This is a genomic window from Mesobacillus sp. S13 (genome assembly GCF_020422885.1).
Classification (GTDB): Bacteria; Bacillota; Bacilli; order Bacillales; family Cytobacillaceae; genus Mesobacillus; species Mesobacillus selenatarsenatis_A.
In genome coordinates, this window is record NZ_CP084622.1 from 3,381,654 (window position 1) to 3,405,030 (window position 23,377).

The 23,377-nt window shown below is 44.2% G+C and carries 22 protein-coding genes and 1 other annotated feature; of the genes, 3 read left to right on the forward strand and 19 right to left on the reverse strand.

The features are described 5' to 3' along the window. Positions 1-34 precede the first annotated feature (34 nt). The 13 genes from udk to LGO15_RS17445 all read right to left on the reverse strand — a co-directional run bounded on the left by udk (position 35) and on the right by LGO15_RS17445 (position 11,717). A complete protein-coding gene (gene udk, locus LGO15_RS17385; protein ID WP_167831647.1) occupies positions 35-670 on the reverse strand; it encodes a uridine kinase in 636 nt (211 codons plus the stop codon). A 4-nt stretch (positions 671-674) separates the two neighbouring features. Continuing rightward, on the reverse strand, positions 675-1,943 hold the full coding sequence (locus LGO15_RS17390) for a peptidase U32 family protein (RefSeq protein ID WP_167831648.1): 1,269 nt from the start codon (positions 1,941-1,943) through the stop codon (positions 675-677). A gap of 27 nt (positions 1,944-1,970) precedes the next feature. Next, complete coding sequence (locus LGO15_RS17395; RefSeq protein WP_226085395.1) at positions 1,971-2,900, reverse strand: peptidase U32 family protein; 930 nt, start codon at positions 2,898-2,900, stop codon at positions 1,971-1,973. A 5-nt stretch (positions 2,901-2,905) separates the two neighbouring features. Further along, positions 2,906-3,544, reverse strand: coding sequence for an O-methyltransferase (locus LGO15_RS17400; protein ID WP_226085396.1), 639 nt, complete (start codon positions 3,542-3,544; stop codon positions 2,906-2,908). Between the two features lie 309 nt (positions 3,545-3,853). Continuing rightward, positions 3,854-4,996, reverse strand: a complete 1,143-nt coding sequence (mltG, locus tag LGO15_RS17405; protein ID WP_226085397.1) for an endolytic transglycosylase MltG — start codon at positions 4,994-4,996, stop codon at positions 3,854-3,856. A 580-nt stretch (positions 4,997-5,576) separates the two neighbouring features. Next, entirely contained in the window at positions 5,577-5,864 is a 288-nt protein-coding gene (locus LGO15_RS17410; protein ID WP_167831652.1) for a DUF1292 domain-containing protein, read from the reverse strand. Positions 5,865-5,879: 15 nt separating this feature from the next. Next, positions 5,880-6,296 carry a Holliday junction resolvase RuvX gene (gene ruvX, locus LGO15_RS17415; RefSeq protein ID WP_226085398.1) on the reverse strand — a complete coding sequence of 139 codons (417 nt, stop codon included), beginning with the start codon at positions 6,294-6,296 and terminating at the stop codon, positions 5,880-5,882. Between the two features lies 1 nt (position 6,297). Further along, positions 6,298-6,567 (reverse strand): IreB family regulatory phosphoprotein, encoded by a 270-nt coding sequence (locus LGO15_RS17420; RefSeq protein ID WP_125481775.1) that lies wholly within the window; start codon positions 6,565-6,567, stop codon positions 6,298-6,300. Between the two features lie 79 nt (positions 6,568-6,646). Then, positions 6,647-9,280 carry an alanine--tRNA ligase gene (alaS, locus tag LGO15_RS17425; protein WP_226085399.1) on the reverse strand — a complete coding sequence of 878 codons (2,634 nt, stop codon included), beginning with the start codon at positions 9,278-9,280 and terminating at the stop codon, positions 6,647-6,649. A gap of 75 nt (positions 9,281-9,355) precedes the next feature. Continuing rightward, positions 9,356-9,567: a binding site (T-box leader), on the reverse strand. Positions 9,568-9,631: 64 nt separating this feature from the next. Continuing rightward, positions 9,632-10,711, reverse strand: a complete 1,080-nt coding sequence (locus LGO15_RS17430) for an AI-2E family transporter (protein WP_226087925.1) — start codon at positions 10,709-10,711, stop codon at positions 9,632-9,634. 168 nt (positions 10,712-10,879) lie between these two features. Further along, positions 10,880-11,005 (reverse strand): YrzQ family protein, encoded by a 126-nt coding sequence (locus LGO15_RS17435; protein WP_225649961.1) that lies wholly within the window; start codon positions 11,003-11,005, stop codon positions 10,880-10,882. Between the two features lie 33 nt (positions 11,006-11,038). After that, a complete protein-coding gene (locus LGO15_RS17440; protein WP_023627194.1) occupies positions 11,039-11,230 on the reverse strand; it encodes a hypothetical protein in 192 nt (63 codons plus the stop codon). A gap of 10 nt (positions 11,231-11,240) precedes the next feature. Next, on the reverse strand, positions 11,241-11,717 hold the full coding sequence (locus tag LGO15_RS17445) for a PRC-barrel domain-containing protein (protein ID WP_226085400.1): 477 nt from the start codon (positions 11,715-11,717) through the stop codon (positions 11,241-11,243). A 203-nt stretch (positions 11,718-11,920) separates the two neighbouring features. On the opposite strand from LGO15_RS17445, the gene LGO15_RS17450 reads away from it, so the two are divergent. Further along, positions 11,921-12,931: a peptidoglycan recognition protein family protein gene (locus tag LGO15_RS17450; protein WP_226085401.1), complete on the forward strand. Its 1,011-nt coding sequence runs from the start codon at positions 11,921-11,923 to the stop codon at positions 12,929-12,931. 57 nt (positions 12,932-12,988) lie between these two features. Here LGO15_RS17450 and LGO15_RS17455 read toward each other — a convergent pair whose 3' ends face one another. The 5 genes from LGO15_RS17455 to cymR form a co-directional block, all read right to left on the reverse strand. Continuing rightward, positions 12,989-15,451: an SF1B family DNA helicase RecD2 gene (locus LGO15_RS17455; RefSeq protein WP_226085402.1), complete on the reverse strand. Its 2,463-nt coding sequence runs from the start codon at positions 15,449-15,451 to the stop codon at positions 12,989-12,991. 32 nt (positions 15,452-15,483) lie between these two features. Next, the gene (locus LGO15_RS17460) at positions 15,484-16,143 is read right to left on the reverse strand and encodes a tetratricopeptide repeat protein (protein ID WP_226085403.1); all 660 of its coding nucleotides are present in this window, start codon (positions 16,141-16,143) and stop codon (positions 15,484-15,486) included. A gap of 151 nt (positions 16,144-16,294) precedes the next feature. After that, on the reverse strand, positions 16,295-17,410 hold the full coding sequence (gene mnmA, locus LGO15_RS17465; RefSeq protein ID WP_226085404.1) for a tRNA 2-thiouridine(34) synthase MnmA: 1,116 nt from the start codon (positions 17,408-17,410) through the stop codon (positions 16,295-16,297). Between the two features lie 44 nt (positions 17,411-17,454). Further along, complete coding sequence (locus LGO15_RS17470; RefSeq protein WP_226085405.1) at positions 17,455-18,609, reverse strand: cysteine desulfurase family protein; 1,155 nt, start codon at positions 18,607-18,609, stop codon at positions 17,455-17,457. A gap of 300 nt (positions 18,610-18,909) precedes the next feature. Next, the gene (gene cymR / locus LGO15_RS17475) at positions 18,910-19,332 is read right to left on the reverse strand and encodes a cysteine metabolism transcriptional regulator CymR (RefSeq protein WP_167831660.1); all 423 of its coding nucleotides are present in this window, start codon (positions 19,330-19,332) and stop codon (positions 18,910-18,912) included. A gap of 210 nt (positions 19,333-19,542) precedes the next feature. Here cymR and LGO15_RS17480 point away from each other — a divergent pair, with 210 nt between their 5' ends. Then, positions 19,543-20,817 carry a replication-associated recombination protein A gene (locus tag LGO15_RS17480; protein ID WP_226085406.1) on the forward strand — a complete coding sequence of 425 codons (1,275 nt, stop codon included), beginning with the start codon at positions 19,543-19,545 and terminating at the stop codon, positions 20,815-20,817. A 34-nt stretch (positions 20,818-20,851) separates the two neighbouring features. Here LGO15_RS17480 and LGO15_RS17485 read toward each other — a convergent pair whose 3' ends face one another. After that, a complete protein-coding gene (locus LGO15_RS17485) occupies positions 20,852-21,613 on the reverse strand; it encodes a tRNA threonylcarbamoyladenosine dehydratase (RefSeq protein WP_167831662.1) in 762 nt (253 codons plus the stop codon). Between the two features lie 536 nt (positions 21,614-22,149). Between LGO15_RS17485 and LGO15_RS17490 the strand changes: the two genes are divergently transcribed. Next, positions 22,150-23,325: an IS256 family transposase gene (locus LGO15_RS17490; RefSeq protein WP_226085015.1), complete on the forward strand. Its 1,176-nt coding sequence runs from the start codon at positions 22,150-22,152 to the stop codon at positions 23,323-23,325. Positions 23,326-23,377: the final 52 nt, after the last annotated feature.

Consider the following 23,377-nt stretch of genomic DNA (forward strand, 5'->3'; position numbering starts at 1 on the left):
GTACTTCCATGTCCACATTATCTATGCTATTGTGTCACAAAAATGATTTTTGTTCAAGAATTGTTTGAATTTTTGTTACCATCAAGTCAATCGCCACATGGTTGTGGCCGCCCTCAGGGATGATGACATCAGCGTAACGCTTGGTCGGTTCGATGAACTGGTTATGCATTGGCCTGACAACATTCACATACTGTTCAATGACCGAGTCCATTGAACGTCCGCGTTCCTTGATGTCACGAAGGAGTCTGCGGATGATGCGCAAATCAGCATCTGTATCAACATAGAGCTTGATATCCATCAAGTTCCGCAATCTTTCATCCTCAAGAATCAGGATCCCCTCAAGGATGATGACATCCTTCGGCTCTACATCGACAACTTCACTTGAGCGAGTATGGATGGCATAATCATAAACTGGCTTCTCAATCGCCTCGTGGCGTAGCAGCTTTTCGATATGCTGTATCAACAGATCGTTGTCAAATGCCAGCGGATGGTCATAATTCGTCTTCAAACGCTCTTCCATTGGCAGATGGCTTTGGTCCTTGTAATAGTAGTCTTGCTCAATCATCAGAATTGATTGGCTCTTAAAGCTATCATAAATCGCTTTTGTTACAGAAGTCTTTCCTGAGCCGGAGCCGCCGGCTACACCAATTACAACAGGTTTGCGGTCCATGTATTTACTTCTCCTTCCGCATCATGTTATTTGTGTAGACAGGCTTGTCCATCTTGAACTTCACGATTTGCAGCGGGTGGCGGGCAACATCCAATTCATTGCCATCTTCATCCCAGATCTTATCAATCACATGCGTGAAGTTTTCGATTTCAGGTCCAAAGAATTCAACCTCGTCGCCAGGCTTGAAGTAGTTCCTTTGCTGAAGTGTCACCATTTGTGTTTCAGCATTGTAATCAAGCACGAGACCAGCAAAATCGAAAGTTGTCTTTTTGCTATGGTTTCCAAACATTTGCTCTTTATACCCAGGAACTCCCTCAAAGAAGGCTGTTGCTGTTTCACGGTTCGCACATTTGTCCAATTCTTCAAGCCATTCCTGCTTGATGATGAAGTTTTCAGGATCCGCGCAATAAGCATCAATCACTTTGCGGTATACACTTACTACCGTAGCAATATAGTGGATTGACTTCATGCGGCCTTCAATTTTCAAGCTGTCTATTCCAAGCTCGATCATGCGAGGGATGGACTCGATCAGCTTAAGGTCTTTAGGGCTCATTGCAAAAGGCGAGTCGCCTTCTGCAAACAATGCGTTCTCTTCATTTCCTTCAAGTGTGTACAAATCATAATCCCAGCGGCAAGACTGGCAGCAGCCGCCACGGTTAGAATCACGCGCAGTCATATGATTGCTCAATGTACAGCGGCCTGAGTAAGCAATACACATTGCGCCATGGATGAAGGTTTCGATCTCGATGTCTACTTTTTCCTTCATTTCCTTGATTTCTTCTGCACTTGTTTCACGAGCAAGAACGACACGCTCAAGTCCTTCTTCCTTCCAGAACTGGACAGCCTTCCAGTTTGAAAGAGATTGCTGTGTGCTCAAGTGGACTTCAATTTCCGGAGCGACCTTTCGGCATGTTTCGATGATCAGAGGATCAGCGACGATGATGCCGTGCACACCTGCTCCCTTCAAGCCTAATAGATAATCTTCAAGACCATCGATATTTTCATTGTGGGCAAAAATGTTTGTTGTAACATAGATTCTTGCACCGTATTTCTTGGCGAATTCAACGCCTTCCTTCATTTCCTCAAACGTGAAATTATCTGCGTTCGAGCGCAGGCCATACTCCTGACCGCCAATAAAAACGGCATCTGCACCATAGTGGACGGCAATCTTCAATTTCTCAAGATTTCCGGCTGGCGCGAGCAGTTCTGGTTTTTTCACGATAACACGTTTACCGTCAACAATCTGCGAGATTTTATCTGCTACTGCTGTCATTACGCAACCTCCTCATAGTTCTTACTGTTAATAAACCGTCTCTTTGAAAAAGAATCCTGTATCCAGCGGGCGGTTTGGCGGCTGCAGTTCTTCCGCTGCTTCCAGCAAGCCATCTTTTTCTTCGTCGTACTGCTCTGGATCCTCAACAGCCAGGTCAATGGCTTTGCGGTAAAGCTTCGTGACTTCAAGAATATATTCTGGGCTCTTCAGGATGCCGTCAATTTTAAAAGAATCGACTCCAGCTTCCACAAGCTCCGTTAGTTCATCAATAATGCAAATATCGTTAGGACTCATGATATGAGTGCCATTTTCATCCTCGAAAATAGGATATTTATTTTCACGCTCTTTATCGTGCAGGAACATATTGCGTTCTTGTTTACGGTTCTCCACTTCAAGCGCTTTGCCTTGATATTCAAAGTAATGTCCAAGCAATGGTCGTTTAGACTGGAACATGTTCATCATTCCGTGAACCTGCACCTCAATTTCAACCTCGGCATTTTCCTTGATTTCAACAATAGCATCCATATTGATTTCCCTTGCAAGAACAGCGCGTTTTGCACCTTTTCTGCCCCAATAGTTGCAAGTATACCAGTTAGTTCCTGTTGTTTCCGTGCTCCAATGAAGCTTCAGGTCAGGAGTATATTCCTTTGCAGCCATCAGTACTGCCGGGTCGCCAAATGTGACTCCGTCCACATTGGCATCCTTAAGGAATGTAAGATACTCACCAAGCAAATCAATTTTTTCATTGTGGAACAAAGCATTCATCGCGACAAAAACTTTCTTGCCCTTTGAGTGTGCCAGTTCGATAGCCTGCTTTACGTCTTCACGGCTAAACTCGCCAGCAAGACGCAGACCGAATTTCTGTTCACCGATCAAGAAAGCATCTGCTCCTGCCTCTGCCAGTGGAATAATTTCCTCAACGCTCTTTGGAGTTACCAATAATTCAGGTTTATTCATTCCGTTCACCTCTTCTTACTAACCGCTATACCATCGCCTATCGGCAGGATGACAGTATCATACTCCTGATTGGCTGCAAGCCAGCGGTTGAATTCATCTATTTTTTTTACCAGGCTGCGTAATCTTCTGCTTTCTGCTTCCTGATTATATACAAGCCCTTTAAATAGGACATTATCCGTAATGATCATTCCTCCCGGTTTTAAATACCTGGAGTACATTTCAAAAAATCGCTTATATTGTCCTTTGGCTGCATCAATAAAAATGGCATCAAATGGACCATGGCCGGCGACTTCGTCTTCCAATTCAAGGGCATCTCCTTGAATTTGGATAATCCGCTCCTGCAGTCCTGCCCGCTTAATATACTCAACAGCAAGCTCGAACCTTTCATCATCACGCTCTAGAGTGACTACTTTTGTTTGCGGGAGGGAGTATGCCATTCTTAGCGCGGAATAGCCAATTGCTGTCCCTACCTCCAGGATCGCTTGTGGCTGCTGGATTCTCAACAGCTGGAGCATGGTTTCAATACCCGCAGGCTCCATGATTGGGACACCATTTTTATCTGCATATTCCTCCATCTCTGTAAGGAGGGCATTCCTCGGCTGTATTAAAGAATCTATATAATTTTGCAGCTCTTGATTTAGCAAGCTGCTTCACCTCTATTCAATGGCTTAAACTCAGCCAGAGTAGATATATTAAAATGACTGTCCGAGCATGAAAAAAATAGCGTTCACAGTTTAAGAGGGTACACCTAAAGGCAATGTTGCCTTACGGGATCATCAGCTAAAAGCTACAACTCCTACTTCTGCAATACACGCTATCAATAAATCTAAGCTCACATTTAGAGCCTTTGCTAGACAGTGACATACTATTGAACCTAGAAAAAAACACTTGTATTATTTTATCACAATAAGAAGGGAAATGCTAACCTTTCTGCATTTCCCTTTAATTTACTGTTATTTTTTATTCGTGATATGTTCATCCACTTTGCGATTATGCTCTGCCAATGTCTTGGAGAACAGCACATCTCCGGTAGAGGTTGCCAGGAAATACATATCATCCGTATCAGCCGGTGCAAGGGCAGCTTCAATTGATATTACCCCAGGATTAGCGATTGGACCAGGTGGCAGACCCTGAATTTTATAGGTATTATAAGGATCATCAATTTCCAGATCCTTGAAGAATACCCGTTCTTTATGTTCGCCGTGTGCGTACAGGACAGTCGGATCTGTTTGCAGCATCATCCCCTCTTCCAGGCGATTGTAGAAGACGCTTGCAATTTTATCGCGATCCACTTTCTCTGTTGCTTCCTCTTCAATCAGTGATGCCATCGTCATCAATTCATGTGTCGTCATTTCCTTTTCTTCCATCTGGCCTCTGAAATCACCAAGCACTTCTTTTGTCTTTGTCAGCATGACCGTAACAATTTCCTCGACAGTCGGCTTTTCAGAATAAAAAGGATAAGTTGCAGGGAACAGATAGCCTTCAAGTGGATACTTCACATTTTCTTTCAGGATATCTTCTGTGAGAACATCAGGGTATTTGCCCATCAATTTATTGATGAATTCCTTATCGTTCAGCTGTTTGAAAATCTCTTCCTCATCCTGCTGTGTCTTTTCGGCAATAATACCCGCAATCTGCTTTAATTGCTTACCCTCAGGAATCGTGATTTTCATGACAACTTCTTGCATGACCTTCCCAGTTTTCAAGCTTGTGACGATTTCAGGAAGCGTCATGGAAGGTTTCATTTTATAGTCGCCCGCCATAAAGCCAGCTTCGTTTTTGAACTTCACATAATATTTAAAGACTCGAGCATCTCTGATGATTCCCTTATCCTCAAGAATCTGTCCGATACCCGTTGTTGATGAACCGATCGGAATATTGACATCGACTGTTTTCTTGCTGTTTGCATCCACCGGCTTCAAGGCTTCTTTAATATAGTAATAGCCACCCCCGCCAATTGCCCCAATGAGCAGAATAGCCATGATGGAAGTGATGAAAACAATCTTCCTCACAATTCTCGCTTCCTTTTGCTGCTCTACTAACTTCTCAGTAATCAGCTTCTTTTTATCTGTTTTTATATTTTTTTCGTCAGACATAAGTTCCCCCTCCAGTTAACAATACGAACTTCCTGGATACTCCCTATTAACACATCTCGAATCATTATACTATATTTTCTATTTTTATTTGCAAATAATTACGAAAAAATACTCATGACGACAAATAAACCGAGGATTCGACAGGCAAACCAGGAGGAACACATAATACTATCGAGTGGTTGTTTGTAGGTGGAGGCCAATACTGTGCGTAAAAAATGGTCTATTGGACAATTTCCAGTGGTACTCCCTTCTGTTTGTCCGATAGGGCCCTTTTATCGGTCACTTTCTCTGGTTTCTTCTCTCCGTTTGTCCGATAGACCCCTTCTATCGGACATTTTAACTGATTTCTTCCCTCTGTTTGTCCGATAGAGCCACTCTATCGGACACTTTCTCTGGTTTCTTCTCTCAATTTGTCCGATAGACCCTTCCTATCGGACATTTACATTGTTTTCTTCACTCTATTTGTCCAATAGAGTCTTGCTACGGTCTCTTTCTAGTGATTCTTCTTCCTGTTTATCACATTGTCCTATCCACAAAAAAAAAGACCAGGCATCATCCGCCTGGTCCCTGTTCTACTATTTTATTCTTCGTCCTGCTCAGCAAGGAATGTTTCCAGCATTTCCTCGATCATGTCCCATTCTGCGTCAGTTTCGATTGGCATTAGTTCGCCATCTTCGTTGTCTTCAGAAGGTGTGAATGCAGATGCATGGATTTCGATTTCTTCGTCATCGTTATCCTCTGCACCTACTGGATAATAAAGCACATATGATTTACCGAATTCTTCAGAATCAAATGTGAAAAGTACTTCGCATAATTGTTCGTTGCCGTTTTCGTCTACTACTGTAATGTTGTTTTCGCCGTGATCCATTGTAGTCACCTCAATTTAATTTTGGCTATTTAAAAAGCCTTGTAAAATCATTACTGCAGCCATTTTATCAATGACCTTTTTTCTTTTTTTGCGGCTCATGTCCGCCTCTAGCAAAACTCGCTCGGCAGCCACTGTCGTCAGGCGCTCGTCCCAAAGAATGGCAGGGACTCCGAACCTTTCCTCCAATTCACGTGCATAGAATTGGCTAGCCTCTCCGCGCGGGCCAATAGTGCCATTCATGTTTTTAGGCAGCCCGACGACAACTTTGCCGACTTCGTACTCTTTTATTATTTTACCAATTTCATCAAAACCAAACACATTTTCTTCTTCGTTGATTTTCAATGTTTCAAGACCCTGAGCCGTCCATCCTAGTTCATCACTCAGGGCAATGCCGACTGTTTTCGAGCCAACATCGAGTCCCATGATCCGCAATTTATTTCCCCTCTCGCTGGTTCCTTAGATAGGATTTAACCAGTTCCTCGATAATTTCATCCCGCTCCAACTTGCGGATGATGTTGCGGGCATCCCGATGGCGGGGAATATAGGCCGGGTCGCCAGAGAGCAAATAACCGACAATCTGGTTGATTGGGTTATAACCTTTTTCCTGCAATGCTTCGTACACCTGAAGCAGGACTTCATTTGCATCATGCTCAAAAGGCTCTTCGGGAAAATTAAATCTCATCGTCTTGTCAAACGAGCTCATCGAATGCACCTCACTTTTAAAAAATGGCCGGTAAAATTTTCTTCAAGATACCTTCATTCTACACTACTTTACTTTTATATCAAATTGATTTTACCCATTCTTCGGCAAATTGAAGCGCATTTTCGAGTTTTGAAGGGTCTTTTCCGCCAGCCTGGGCCATATCTGGACGGCCTCCACCGCCTCCGCCGCAAATTGCTGCTGCTTCCTTGATCAATTTTCCAGCTTGATAGCCTTTCTTGATCAGGTCATCTGTCACAGCGGCAATCAGGTTCACTTTATTGCCGTCAGTCATGCCAAGGAGGATGACTGCTGATCCAAGCTTCTGCTTCAAGTCATCAGCCATATTCCGCAGGCTGTTCATATCAGCCGCTTCAACACGGGTTGCCAGCAATTGAACTCCATTCACTTCTTTGACCTTCGAAGTTAGGCTTCCAGCTTCAATATTACCCAACTTAGCTGAAAGAGATTCATTTTCGCGCTGAAGCTGTTTCATTTCTGCAAGCATTGAGTCAATTCTGTTTGCAACTTCTTTTGGAGATGTCTTTAATTTAGATGCTGCATCCTTCAGAATAGTAATCTGATCATTCAGCACTTTATATGCTGCTTCTCCTGTTACGGCTTCAATCCTTCTTGTTCCTGCACCGATTCCGCCTTCGGATACAATCTTGAACAGGCCGATGACTGATGTGTTTGGAACATGGCACCCGCCGCAAAGCTCAAGGCTGTAGTCGCCAACTTTTACAATGCGGACAATGTCGCCGTATTTTTCACCGAATAATGCCATCGCGCCCATTGCTTTAGCTTCAGCAATCGGCTTGAAGCTCGTTTCGACCTGGATGCTTCTCCAGATTTTTTCATTGACGATTGCCTCTACTTGCTCTAGTTCTTCAGCAGTCACCTGGCCGAAATGAGAGAAGTCGAAACGTAGTCTGTCAGGTTCAACAAGAGAACCAGCCTGGTTTACATGACCTCCAAGCACATCCTTCAATGCCTGGTGGAGCAAGTGTGTTGCTGTGTGGTTCTTGATGATTCGCGCACGATTTTCCTGATCCACTTGAGCTGTGACTTCAATGCCTTTCGTTACCTTGCCTTCTTCCACAACTGCATGGTGAAGGTTTTGTCCGTTCGGAGCTTTCTTTACATCCTTTACAGATACCTTGATGCCATTTGCTACAAGGGTTCCTTTATCGGCAATCTGGCCGCCGCTTTCTGCGTAGAATGGCGTAAAATCAAGGATGAAATGAATCTCGTCGCCCGCGCTCGCTTCCTCAACAAGCTCGCCTTCCTTGACCAAAGCAACGATTTTGCTGGTTGTTTCAAAATTATCATATCCGACGAATTCGCTGCTTTCCTTAATGTCCCCGAGAATGCCACCCTGCACTTGCATGGAACCGACATCCTGACGTGCAGCACGTGCTCTCTCACGCTGAAGCTCCATTTCTTTTTCAAAGCCTTCATGGTCGACCTTCAAGCCTTCTTCTTCAGCATATTCTTCTGTTAATTCAACAGGGAATCCATATGTGTCATATAGACGGAAGACATCCGCACCCTGAACCATGCCACTGCCTTTTTCTTTCTCCTTCTTGATCAGCTCGGAAAGAATCGCAAGGCCTTCGTTGAGCGTTTCATGGAAACGGTCTTCTTCATTCTTGATGACCTTCTGGATGAACTCTGTCTTTTCTTTTACTTCAGGATAGAAGTCATGCATGATTTCGCCAACAACAGGCACAAGCTCGTACATGAATGGACGGTTGATGTCCAGCTTTTTCGCATAACGTACAGCGCGGCGCAATAAACGGCGAAGTACATAGCCTCGGCCTTCATTCGAAGGAAGTGCACCGTCACCGACAGCAAAGGCTACCGTACGGATGTGATCGGCAATTACTTTAAATGCTTCATCCTTCTCTTTGGACTGTCCGTATTTTTCACCGGAGATTTCTTCAGTCGCATTGATGATTGGCATGAACAAATCTGTTTCAAAGTTTGTCGGAACGTCCTGTACGACAGAAGCCATACGCTCAAGCCCCATGCCTGTATCAATATTTTTCTTCGGCAGCGGAGTGTATGTTCCGTCAGGATTATGGTTGAATTCAGAGAACACAAGATTCCAAACCTCTAAATAACGATCATTTTCCCCTCCAGGATATAGTTCTGGATCTTCAGGGTCATTGCCATACTCAGGCCCTCTGTCATAGAAGATTTCTGTGTTCGGACCACTTGGACCTTCACCGATATCCCAGAAGTTCCCCTCAAGGCGGATGATGCGTTCTTCAGGAACACCGATTTTCTCTCTCCAGATATTGAATGCTTCGTCGTCCTCCGGATGAATGGTCACGGAAAGCTTTTCAGGATCAAAACCAATCCATTTTTCATCCGTAAGGAATTCCCATGCAAATTCAATTGCTTCTACCTTGAAATAGTCACCGATCGAGAAGTTTCCAAGCATCTCAAAGAATGTGTGGTGGCGCGCTGTCTTTCCGACATTTTCGATATCGTTTGTACGAATCGATTTTTGCGCATTAGTGATACGCGGGTTTGCCGGAATCACACGGCCATCAAAATACTTTTTCAATGTCGCTACACCACTGTTGATCCAAAGAAGGGAAGGATCATCATGAGGGACAAGCGATGCACTCGGCTCAATTGCGTGGCCCTTTTCCTTAAAGAAATCCAGATACATTTTCCTGATTTCAGCACCTGTCAGTTTTTTCATAAAACTAACCTCCTAAACCCAAATGAAATTTAAGCTTTCAGGGATTTTAGGCAACAAAAAAAGCCCTCATCCCTGGACAGGGACGAGAGCTTGCTCGCGGTACCACCCTGATTATGGACGCAAAGTCGTGCGCCCATCTCTCAAAAACGCTTTAACGCAGCTGCTACGGCAGGTTTTGCCTGCACTCCGGAATAGCCTTCTGTTATCCTTCACCGGGAATTCTCTCAGCCTGGGAATCCCTCTCTGGACGATGGTCTATAACATACTCGTTCCTTCTACATTTTTCGAATTATTAATCTATAGCCGAATTATATATAGCCTGTTGCACTTTGTCAAACGACTTGGCAAAAATTACGAGGGACGCTCTTTCTTTCTCTCAAGTATGATATGGTCTTTTGCATGAATGAGTGCCGCTCTTAGGACCACCAGGACAGGAACGGCAAGAATAAGGCCAAGGATGCCGCCTATCTCTTCTCCCGCCAGCAGCGCAAACATGATCATCAGCGGATGCATATGCAGGCTTTTACCGACAATGAGCGGGGACAAGATATTTCCCTCGAGAAACTGCAGTGAAAAGACAATTACGAGTGAAAGAAGCACCATTTTCACAGACATTGTTGCTGCGATGATCACAGCCGGAATCGCTCCAATGATGGGCCCGAAATATGGAATCACATTCGTGATCCCGACTATCGCTCCTAATAGCAGCGAATACTTGATGCCTGCCATCCAAAAAAACAAGGAGGAAAGGACACCAATGATTAGGCAAATGAGCAGCTGCCCACGGATATAGCTTCCGAGAGACTTATCGACCTCATGCAGGAACTTTGTGCCTGGCTGCCTCCACTGCCGGGGCGTCAGATACCAGGCCGCTTTTTTCATGACATCGAAATCCTTCAGCATGTAAAAAGCGATAAATGGGATCACTGCAATCGTCAAAATTGAATTAATGATATCCATCAGGAATGTCATCGTACCAGCGAGCACTCCATCAAGCCATTGTTCCATCCGGGTAATTCCATCCTCGATCCTCTCATGTATCCCTGCCGGCCAAGTGGAGGTCTGATCAACAATGTTATTGACCATTTGCCTATATTGCTCGGCAAAATACGGCGCATTCTCCGCTAAATCGCCCAGCTGACGGATCATTGCTGGTATCCCTTTGTAAAAAGCAAAACCAGCTCCGCCAAAAAATAAAATATAGATGACCAAGATCGAAACTCCGCGATGAAGCCCTCTTTGGTGAAGGGCTTCCACAATAGGGTGGAGGAGATATGTAATGAAGGCAGCCACAGAAAAAGGCACAAGCAGCGAAATCAAAATTTCCAAAAACGGAACCCATATGGCCTGCAATTTGATGAAAACAAAAAGCACAATGAATAAAAGGAGAAGGAATCCAAGCCGGTAATACCATTTCATCTGGATATTCATCATCTTCACCCTCCTTCCTGTTTATTCTTGAAAGAAAGGCGGTGGATTATGCATTTTAGTCTGTCTGTAGGTATTTTAATGCTTATTAGAACGTTCACACTGCATTCAAAGTAGTAAAAAACCCCTGTAAAAATCACAGGGGTTTAAAGTTAAGACTGTCGCTACATCTTAAAATAAAGCTTTGGTCATCTTCTTGCCTAGCTTTTTCATCTTCCTGCCAGACATCATATTATTGTTAGACGTATAGTTGTACGCTGCCATGCCAGCACCAAAAGCAATTACGGAGGTTAACATTTTATTCAATGTGCTTCACCTCTTCGATTTATTTTATATGCCGTATTGACGTTGATCTTCTTCAAATAAATCATCAAGTGAGCTCAATGTTCCATCTTCTTCGACTTGATGGGTATGGATCAAGCCTTTATTCAGAGACAGTTCGATGAAGCAATTCCAGCAGTAATATTGGTTGATGCCAATTTTACCGATATCCTTGCTCCTGCAATTGGGACAACTTAACATAAGGGACACCTCATCTCGATTTGACAGTGACGACGATGGCATCCTTTCCGATTGCAGGCGGACCAGTGGTCTTAATGACACGCTTCCCATAAGCGATATCCGAAAAAAAGCCATCCGTTAATTCGTACCCTACAATCGTGCCCAATTCTTCCATAAAATATACATCTTCCAATAAGCCCAGCTGCTCCCCATCTTTCGTAAGAAGCTTCTTCCCAGCAAGGCTCTCATTATGCTCGAATGTATACTCAGGCTCTGTCTCCAATCGCTCAAGGGCTGACTTGTCTTCCACCATAATTCCATCTTCCCCGAAGGATGAAACCTGATCCACTTTAACCTGAAACGTTTTCTTGATGAACGCACCCTTTTTTACAAGTAAGCCTACAACGCTTCCATTGCCAGAAATGCTCACATCACAAACTTCGCCCAGTTTTTGACCACTCGCCAATTCATATACAGGCAGTCCTTTTAAAAGTGAAAATGTCCGCAAAAGTGTGTCCCGCCTTTCCGAACACTCTTAGTTTCCGCCGCAATACTAAATTCATGTGGTGTAAGGATTTCCATTCTCAGGATTGAAATTAAAAATAAAAGTCAGAGTAAATCTTATGCAGATCAACAAACTAATTAAGAATAATCAGTTGTCATCTTGAATCCTAACCAAAGAAATATATCATTACGAAAGGAAATACGATCATGAGAAAATATTTTACAATACTTTCCATCACTTTAATCTTCCTTCTGATAAACCTATCTCCTGCGCTGGCAGTCAATAATCCAAGAAATACCTATGAAGTAAAACCAGGAGATTATTTATGGAAGATAGCGTCAACCTATAAAACCTCAGTCGCAGACCTCAAACTAATCAATGGATTGCAATCAGATTTGATCCTGGTTGGCCAAAAATTAAGAGTTCCCATCGAGTATGAGGTCATTCCCGGAGACACGTTATGGAAACTTTCGGTTTCATTTAATTCTACTGTCCATTCCATCAAAACTGCCAATGGTTTAAATACGAATATGATTTATGTAGGACAGAAATTAAGGATCCCGCCTAAAAGATTGAACATGCAAGGACAGTATGTCCTGATGACCAGGGATGAATTCAGGGATTGGGTTTTCAACCATCTTTTCACACGAAAAATCGGAAAAATTCAGCAGCATCATACGTATCAGCCATCCTATCAGCAATTTAATGGCACCAACCACTTCTCTTTATTAAAGGGTATGGAAGAATATCATGTGAATTCAATGAAGTGGAGCACCATCAGCCAGCAGCTGACGACATTCCCTGATGGTAAGGTGGCAGTTGGCAGATCATTTAACACACCTCCAGAAGGGTCATTTGGATTGTTGAATGAATCCGTCATGCGAGAGATTGAAGCAGATGCCTTGGCAATCGAAAATGTAGGGAATTTTGATGCCGGTAATAACCAAATGACTGCAGAGCAAAGGGAAACGATCCTTACCGTCACTGCACTGCTGATGATGCGATTCGGACTCAGTCCTTCGATTGATACAATTACGTACCATCATTGGTGGGATATCAACTCAGGAGAAAGAGTCTTGGATGAAGGGCAAGGCCATGCGGTAAAAACTTGCCCAGGAACAGACTTTTTCGGCGGCAATTCCACCGCTGACGCTAAAAATCACTTTTATCCTATGATTATTCGCAAAATGCAGGAAATTTCTGCAACCATGAGATGATCAAGAGAAGGACAAAGGAAGAACCCGCGTTACGTTACGCGGGTTCTCCCTTTGTGATTAGCTCCCTTCCTCCATGAAATCATAAGGAGTCAGGTTTCCCATCCCGATCATCGGATCTGCTTTTTTGATGATGTCGATAAAATCGACTTCTTCGTCTTGATCGATGTGTTCTTCAGTTTGAAGCTTTTGTTTCGACTGCAGCTTGCCTTGTCCCCCTGTTCCCTCTTCACCATTTAATTCAGGAAGCAATTGTACAAGCTTCTCGACGAGCGTTGTATTCCTTGCTGTATCTTCACCGCGTTCAATCCCCATTTTCAGTGCATCCTCTTCTCCGACTAGTATGAGGAATTGCTTACTCCTGGTAATCGCGGTATATATCAGATTCCTGCGCAACATTCTGTAGTAGCTTTTGACCACTGGAAGGACGACGATTGGAAATTCACTTCCCTGGGATTTATGCACCGAACAGCAATATGCATGGGTGATTTGCGATAGGTCTGGTCTGTTATAGGTGACTTCAATTCCATCGAAAGAAACGATCAGCTGATCTTGTTTTTCTGTGTTTTCCTTAGCATAAAATATCGCGACAACTTCACCCATATCGCCATTGAAAACATTTGCTTCAGGCTGATTGACCAACTGGAGGACCTTATCACCGATGCGGTATTTCACATCGCCAAATGCAAGCTCTTTCCTGGTACCATCATCATTCGGATTGAACAGTTCCTGCAGTAGTTCATTCAAACGGTCAATGCCTGCTGGGCCCCGGTACATTGGAGCCAGCACCTGGATGTTCCTTGGGGAATACCCTTTCTTTTTGGCATTTGCGACAACCTTTTCAACTACCTGAGGAATCTGGCTGGTTGTACATTTAATAAACGAACGGTCTGGCTGTTGTGCGGAAATATCCTCTGGCATGGATCCCTTCTTGATTTGGTGGGCGAGTTCGATGATCGATGAGCCTTCAGCCTGTCTGTAAATATCCGTCAGCCTGACCGTCGGGACCCTTTCTGAATCCAATAGATCCTTTAAGACCTGGCCTGGACCTACAGATGGGAGCTGGTCTTCATCTCCGACCACGATGACCTGAATATTATCAGGCAGCGATTTGAACAATTGATGAGCCAGCCATATATCAACCATAGATGTTTCATCGATAATCAGAATTTTCCCATCAAGCGGCTGGTCTTCATCATGGTCAAATCCTTCTGCACCATTCCAGCGCAGCAGCCTATGTATAGTCACGGCAGGCAATCCGGTTGACTCAGTCATCCTCTTAGCCGCCCGGCCGGTCGGAGCTGCCAGCAAGAACGGATATGGCTCTTCTTTTTTATAGTCTTTCGGGTCCAGCGAACATCCGTGAAGCTCAGCATATAGCTCAACAATTCCCTTGATGACCGTCGTTTTCCCCGTGCCAGGACCTCCTGTCAGAATCATCATCGGTGACATCAGCGCAGTCTGGATTGCTTCTTTCTGGCTTGGTCCGTACTGGACACCCAAACGCTCCTCAAGCTCTCCAAGCGCAAGAAGAAACTCCGATTCAGGAAATTGATTTTCATATTCTGTTTGCTCAAGAATCCTTTTGATATTCACAACCAGTCCTTTTTCCGAATAATAAAGGGACGGCAAATAGATTCTCTGCTCTTCAGCAACCAGCTTACCTTCTTCACCAAGCTTAATGATTTCGTTCGAGATATCAGTGAATTGTATTTCTATATTCTGATTGTCCTCAAGTAGTTTTTTCACATCAACGAGCAGCTCTTCTGCTTCCATGAAGACATGCCCGCCCTGGATGCTAGAACTCTCGAGAGTATATAGACAGGCCGCCTTGATCCGATCCGGATGGTTGCCCGTAAGGCCGAGCTGACATCCCAGCTCGTCCGCCCTGCCGAACCCGATGCCTTCGATATCCTCCACAAGCTTATAAGGGTTGTTCTGAATTACTTCAATCGCCTTTTCTTTATAAACCTGATAAATTTTCATCGACAGCTGAGGACCAAAACCATATTCGTTCAATGCCACCATCACTTGTTCAAGGCCCTGATGCTCCATCAATGTGTCATAAAGCTCCTTTGCTTTTTCAGATGCCAGCTTCGGAATCTGTTCAAGCACTGACGGGTTCTCAATTATCCTCGTTATCGCCTTTTCTCCGAGCGTATCGACAATTTTCTCAGCCGTTTTTTTTCCGATGCCTTTGAATAGATCACTTGACAAGTAGCTGATGATCCCCTGCTTTGACTGTGGCAGGTCCTTGCGGAAATGAGTCGCATGGAATTGTGCACCGAACTTAGGATGCTCTTTTATCTCACCGAAGAAAACGTAAGACTCTTGTTCATGAATCCGGGGGAAATACCCTGTTATGACTGCTTCTTTATCCTCGTACTGCTCATTTGTTTCCTCAACCCTGATTCTCAGGACTGTATAAAGATTTTGTTCATTATGAAAAATGGTAACAAGATGCTTTCCTTTCATGAACTTACCCTGTTCTGAAAACAAATCGAGCGAGTCCTGTTTATCCAAAGTACTTCCCCCTTCCTTCCAATGGCTTTTAATTAATGAAGGTCCTGACCTTCAATCAATTTCTTTCCGTGTCCTGCCAGCAAATGGTCTGGCTGGATTTCCAATGCCCGATTGAACATTTCAAGTGCCTTATCCCCATTTTCTTTGTAACCATAAGCTACTCCAAGATTATAGAGAGCGTCTGCATGCTCCGGGTCTAGCGAGATTGCCTGTTCAAGCGCTTTAATCGCTTCATCGATAAATCCTTCCCTTGCTAAACATAGTCCATATTGGAAATGAGCTTCCGCATCATTTTCGAGAAGCTCGGTGCTCCGCTGTAAATATGGCAGAGCCAATTTACTGCTGCCTAACTGCGCGAGGCTCATCCCCAGCATAAAAAAGTTGTCTCCATTATCCAGCCCTTTTTTCATGGCCAGTTCAAACATCTTTCTGGCTTCATCGAAGCTTTGGTTCTCGTAATAGACGCTGCCCTTGCTGTAGTATGCTGCTGTAGCATTTTCATCAAGGCTGATTGCTTTATCGAAAAAATTCATGGCTCTTTCGGTGTCACCTACTGCCGTAAGAACGTTCCCGAAATTTATGTATGCAACTGGGTCCTCTGGATGATCTTCAATCGCTTCGGCAAATGTCTTGGCCGCCTCTTCCCAGTTTCCTTCTTGCATAAACTGAATACCTGTTTGATTTTTATCCATTTTTAACACTCCATTCTCCATGAAATTATACCATATTAAGGGGGGGGTTAGACTCTTAGTGGGTGCCTTCAAAAATCCAGAAATATCCCCACTAGTTCCCCGTCAAAAAATAATCCCCGGCGAAGCTGTCCCGCCGGGGATTTGATCAGGATTAGCCGACATATGTCAGTTTATTTCCGTTCTTGAAAATCTCGTCAATCGTACCGCCGCCTAGACACTCATCACCATCATAGAAAACGACGGCTTGTCCTGGTGTCACGGCGCGAATAGGTTCTTTGAACAGGACTTTCGCAGTTCCGTCATCCTGAAGCTCGACCGTTACAGCATTATCAGGCTGGCGGTAACGGAATTTGGCTGTACATTCAAAAACCCTTGGCTTCTCCATGTCAGATACAAAGCCGACATTAACCGCAGTGATGCTGTCTGAATACAGCAGTTCATTGTGGAAACCTTGTTCAACAAGCAAAACATTGCGTTCAAGGTCTTTGCCGACAACAAACCACGGTTCGCCCGAGCCGCCGATGCCAAGACCCTGGCGCTGGCCGATTGTATAATACATTAGACCGTCATGCTTCCCTTTTACCTGGCCATCCATCGTTTCCATATTGCCTGGCTGTGCCGGGAGATAATTTCCGAGGAACTCCTTGAAATTCCGTTCACCTATGAAGCAGATACCTGTACTGTCTTTTTTAGTTGCCGTGGCAAGATTTGCTTCTTTGGCTAGCTCCCTGACTCGGGATTTTTCCAGATTGCCGATCGGGAACAATACTTTTTCAATCTGGCTCTGACTTAACTGGTTCAAAAAATAAGTCTGATCCTTATTTTCATCAAGACCGCGGAGCATCTTGCGTTCCCCGTCACGATCTTCTACTCGTGCGTAATGGCCTGTCGCCAAATAATCCGCTCCAAGGTTCATTGCGTGTTCAAGGAATGCTTTGAATTTAATTTCCTTGTTGCACATGACATCTGGATTCGGCGTCCTGCCTGCTTTATATTCATCTAGGAAATAAGTGAAAACTTTATCCCAATATTGTTTTTCAAAATTAACCGCATAATACGGAATGCCGATCTGGTTGCAGACGCGAATCACATCCTCGTAATCCTCGGTAGCCGTGCAAACACCGTTTTCGTCGGTGTCATCCCAGTTCTTCATGAAGATGCCGATCACATCATAGCCCTTCTCCTTCAAAATGAGCGCAGCAACTGATGAATCAACACCTCCGGACATTCCTACCACCACTCTTGTATCCTTAGGTGATTTTTCCATTATGCTTCACCTCTTTTCTCTTCCTTTAAAAACTTATTCTTCCCTCAAGCCTGGTTAATTTTCGCAAGCCTGCGGACAATTTTCGCTGTATCCTCAGCTGCTTTTTCAATCTGTTCCCTTGTATTGTGCAGCCCGAAGCTAAAGCGGATGGAATTTGTCAGTTTATCAGCTTCTTTTCCGAACATCGCGACCAGCACATGGGAAGGATCAATTGACCCGGCAGTGCAGGCCGAGCCGCTTGAAGCAGCAATGCCAGATAGGTCAAGGTTGACAAGCATCGCTTCGACATTCGTGCCCGGAAAGCTTAAGTTTAAAATATGAGGAAGTGATTTATCAAGCAATCCGTTCAGTTGGAAAGAGATTCCTCTCATTTCGAGTTGATTGATGAACCTATTCCTTAAATCATTATAGAAACTGCGCTTTGTTTCAAGTTCCTTTTGAGACAGCTCAACCGCTTTGCGGAATCCGGCAATTGCCGCGACATTTTCAGTACCGGCACGGCGTTTCCTTTCTTGTTCACCACCGAAAAGCTGCCTGGACAGCTTGATTCCTTCCCGGATATAAAGAAAGCCAATCCCTTTGGGACCATTGATTTTATGGGCTGAAACTGACAGAAGGTCAACCTTCAGTTCCTCTACATCCAAACTTTCAATGCCATACGCCTGGACTGCGTCTGTATGGAAAACAGCTTGATGATCAGCTAGCATACCACCAATCTCTTTGATAGGCTGGATTGAGCCAACTTCATTATTCCCGTACATAATTGTCACAAGAATCGTATCGTCCCGTAATGCTTCTTCTATTTTCCCAAGAGAAACCAGTCCATTTTCATCTACTGGCAAATACGTGACCTCAAAACCACGCTTCTCCAATTCCTCACAGCTGTGCAGGACAGCATGATGTTCAATCTGGGTCGTGATAATATGCTGACCTTTGGAGCGATTGCTTTCTGCATAACCGATGATAGCCAGGTTATCTGCTTCCGTTCCCCCGCTGGTAAAAATAATATTGTTACCCTTCGTTCCGATGCTGTTTGCCAGTTCATCACGGGTATCATCAAGGATTTTTCTTGCCTCACGACCGAAATGATGGATGCTTGAAGGGTTGCCGAATTCCGCTTCCATTACCTTGACCATTTCAGCCAGGACGTCTGGGTGCATTGGTGTTGTTGCTGCATGGTCCAAATAGATTCTTTCCAAAGTCTTACCCTCTCTTCAGAAGATTTTTTGAATTGGCTCTGTTAAATTTGGCTGTTGATTTCCGTTCCAGGCGCTTCGCTTTCCGCGGGAAGTCGGGGAGCCTCCTCAGCGCTTTATGCGCCTGCGGGGTCTCCCCATGACTTTCTCATCCCGCAGGAGGCTACGCGCCTTCCACTCCAATCAACAGGTTATATAAAACCTCGATGGCCTATAACACAAAACCACTAACTTTTATAAACTATGCTGCCTATTCATCTGGAAAAATTATGAAAAAGACAAGCGAATTCTATACGTCAGGCTTTATATATAAAACATATAAGCGTCCGACTCCCCAAAGTTGTCGGAGTGGTTGGCGAGGTCTTCGATTGTGGTATTATCGAGCACGTCCTTGACTGCATCCCTGATTCTAGTCCAGAGTTCGCGTTTGGCTGGTTCCTCGTCCTCTATCCCTTCGACAATGCTGATTGGCCCCTCAAGGACACGGATGATGTCCCCAGCTGAGATGGCAGAGGGTTCTGAGCTTAGTATATAGCCTCCATATGCTCCTCTAATGCTTTTCACTAGGCCGGCATTCCTGAGCGGTGCAACCAATTGCTCCAGGTAATGCTCTGATAAATCATTTGTTTGCGCAATGGACTTCAGTGAGATCGGGCCTTCTCCATATTTTTTGGCAAGCTCGATCATGATCGTCAATCCGTAGCGTCCTTTCGTCGATATTTTCATATTGCACCTCTATTCCATTTTTTAAAAGTGGTGGTAATAATCAGATATATTTAAATGCCCCATATGGCATTCTCTCACTATAAATAGTATCAAAATCCTTAGTCAATAGGTAGGCTTTTGCAATTATAGCACAAATTGCGTGTACCATGCGCAAGTCCCTCGTTCGTGTTATTGTATATATACGAAATATGCGTTATTGGAGCGATGAGCATGAATCTTAAACCTCTTGCTTTCAGGATGAGGCCGAGGACCATTGAGGAAGTGATTGGCCAGTCCCATCTTGTAGCTGAAGGAAAAATCATAAATCGGATGGTCAAGGCTCGGCAATTATCGTCGATGATCCTTTACGGTCCGCCTGGCATCGGAAAAACCTCGATTGCCAGCGCCATTGCGGGAAGCACGAATTTCGCATTCAGGACACTGAATGCTGTTACCAATAATAAAAAAGATATGGAAGTTGTTGCTGCTGAGGCAAAAATGTCCGGGAAGGTGATCCTGCTTCTCGATGAGGTTCACCGCCTTGACAAGGCGAAGCAGGACTTCCTTCTTCCTTACCTCGAAAACGGGATGATTGTCTTGATTGGAGCTACAACAAGCAATCCTTATCACGCAATCAATCCAGCAATCCGGTCAAGATGCCAGATTTTCGAGCTGAAACCGCTGGAACCAGAGGATATCAAGAAAGCATTGCGCAGGGCCATTACCGATGATGAGAGGGGCCTGGGGGACTTGAAGATTAAGATTACCGAGTCGGCGCTCACCCATTTTGCCACAGCCTCAGGAGGAGATGTGAGAAGCTCACTGAATGCTCTTGAACTCGCAGTGCTTTCCACCGAGCCAGATGAAGACGGGGTCATTCATATAGATGAAGCCGCTGCAGAAGAATGCATGCAGAAAAAAAGCCTTTCACACGATAAAGACGGTGATGCTCATTATGATGTGCTGTCAGGCTTCCAGAAATCTATCAGAGGAAGCGATGTGAATGCCGCCCTCCACTATCTTGGCAGATTGATCGAAGCAGGCGACCTTGTCAGCATTAACAGAAGGCTGCTTGTGATTGCCTACGAAGATATTGGACTGGCAAACCCGCAGGCAGGACAAAGGACGCTGGCGGCCATCGAAGCAGCGGAAAGGGTTGGTTTTCCAGAAGCCAGGATCCCATTGGCAAATGCGGTGATCGAACTATGTCTGTCACCAAAGTCCAATTCTGCTTATGTTGCTCTTGATTTGGCACTGGCTGACATCCGTTCCGGAATCAGCGGGGAAGTTCCTGACCATCTAAAGGATGCCCATTACAAAGGCGCAAAAGACCTGGGAAGAGGCGTTGATTATTTATATCCCCATGATTATGAAGGCGGGTGGGTCAAACAGCAGTATCTCCCGGACAGAATCAAGAACAAGGTCTATTACAAGCCAAAGAAAACCGGTAAATTCGAACAGGCCATTGCGGCTATTTATGAAAGAATTACCGGGCAAAAAAAATAAGCGGAAGGGCCCTCTACGGCTCTTCCGCTTATTTTTAGCTATTCACACGCTCAATCTCAATATCTTTCAATAGCTCTCGGACAACATGGCTTGCCATGATCAGACCTGCTACTGACGGTACAAAAGCATTGGAAGATGGCGGCATTTTCGCTTTCCGGATTTCCGCATTATCATTGCCGACCTCTTTTCGGACATCTTCGCGGATCACGATTGGACTTTCATCGGAAAATACGACGGGAATCCCCTTCTTGATACCCTCTTTACGCAGACGAGTACGTATCACTTTAGCAAGTGGGTCTGTGTGCGTCTTGAAAATATCAGCAATCTGGAAGCGGGTCGGATCCATTTTATTTGCTGCTCCCATACTAGAAATCATCGGGATGTCGCGCTTGATCGCTTCCTTGATTAAATGGATTTTATAAGAAATCGTATCCGATGCATCAACGATAAAGTCCAAGTCATAGCCAAAGATCTCTTCATATGTTTCCTCTGTATAAAACATTTTCAACGCAATGACTTCGCATTCAGGATTAATATCCATGATCCTGTCGCGCATCACTTCCACTTTCTGCTTGCCAACAGTTGAAAGAAGCGCTATCAGCTGTCTGTTGACATTCGTGATGTCAACATCATCCTTATCAATCAAAATCAGCTTGCCAACTCCAGACCTTGCCAGAGCCTCTGCCGCAAACGAACCTACCCCGCCTATTCCTAAAACCGCGACGGTGCTATTCTTCATTATATCCAGGCCTTCTTTGCCAATGGCCAATTCATTACGAGAAAATTGATGAAGCATCCATACTCACTCCAAATTTAAGATTAATGTTACTATCTATACCCGCTTTTGAATATAACATACCCTTCATTAATTTCAAGTATTTTTATAGGAATTGATGTGTATGTAAGTCTTGGTAGAGCAACTCATTGAAAGAAGGCTGACTTTCTAAGAAATGTCTATTAGATGAATTCTATCGGACAAACCAAGCCTAATTTCCATAAATTTGTCCATTAGAATGGCTCTATCGGACAAATTAAAGTCTGTTTCCCCTAAATTTGTCCATTAGAGGGTTGCTATCGGACAAATCGAAACATGATTTCCTATTATTTGTCCATTAGAGGAGCTCTATCGGACCAATTAAAGCCTGTTTCCCCTAAATTTGTCCATTAGAGGAACTCTATCGGACAAACCCAAGCCCGATTTCCATAAATTTGTCCATTAGAGGGGTGCTATCGGATTAAGTCCGTATAATTGTGTAAAAATAAAGAGTCATTTTATTCACTCTTGGCAACACTGTTTTCAACCACGATAAACAAGTGAAAAGAGGAATATAAATGACTCAAGTACAGTTTAACCTGAATGTTGATGTTTTAAAAGAAGCTATTGTAAATTCCAATCTTGATATGGTGATTAAATCTGCCGTTGTGTTGGTATTAAATGAGTTTATGGAAAAGGAAAGAGACGACTATTTAAAGGCTGCACCTTATGAACGTGCTGTCGAACGTCGTGACTACCGGAACGGTTACTATGAACGTGAGCTGTTGATGAGTATTGGAAATATAGCCCTAAAGGTTCCACGGACGCGTAATGGAGAATTTTCAACCACCGTTTTCGAAAAGTATGCCCGGTGTGATCAAGCTATGGTCCTCTCCATGTTGGAGATGGTTGTCAATGGTGTTTCGACCCGGAAAGTGACCAACATCGTGGAACAGCTTTGTGGAAAGAATGTTTCCAAGTCCTTTGTTTCATCCCTTACACAGAAGCTTGATCCCATTGTAAATGAATGGGCTGGGCGACCTTTGAATACTACCTACTACCCTTACGTTTTTGCAGATGCCATGTATATAAAGGTGCGAGAGCACCATCGTGTCGTATCTAAGGCTGTTTATATTGCAACAGCCATTACAGAGAATCATACACGTGAAATCCTTGGCCTTAGTGTTGACCATACGGAAAGTTTTGAAAGCTGGAGCCGTTTTTTTCAACAGCTTAAATCACGCGGACTCCAATCACCAAAACTTATAATTTCAGATGCCCACCAAGGACTACAGAAAGCCATCCAACGTGAATTTATTGGCACTGCTTGGCAAAGATGCAATGTCCATTTCAAACGGAATATTATTGATAAATTGCCTAAAAAGGATTCAGCCGAAATCCGCATGATGATTAAGCGAGTATTTGAAGCAGTTACGATTGAAGATGTACGCCGGTTCAAGGATGAATTGATGAACCGTTTTAGTAATGAGTCAAGGTTTGGAAAAGCGCTTGCTATATTAGATGAAGGTTTCGAAGATACCATACAATATATGAATTTCCCAGAAGCTATCAGGATCCATATCCGAAGCACCAACTCATTGGAACGGCTGAACCAGGAGGTTCGTAGAAGAGAAAGAGTGATTCGTATTTTCCCTAATTCCCAATCTGCGTATCGTTTGGTTGGCGCTGTTCTGATGCATTACCATGTGTCAGACTACTCAAAGAGGAAATCTTTAAAGGGTCGGGTATATTAGCCGCATTTTCAGCTCCACTTCCATCATGGATGATTACATCTCCGGGAAGGGA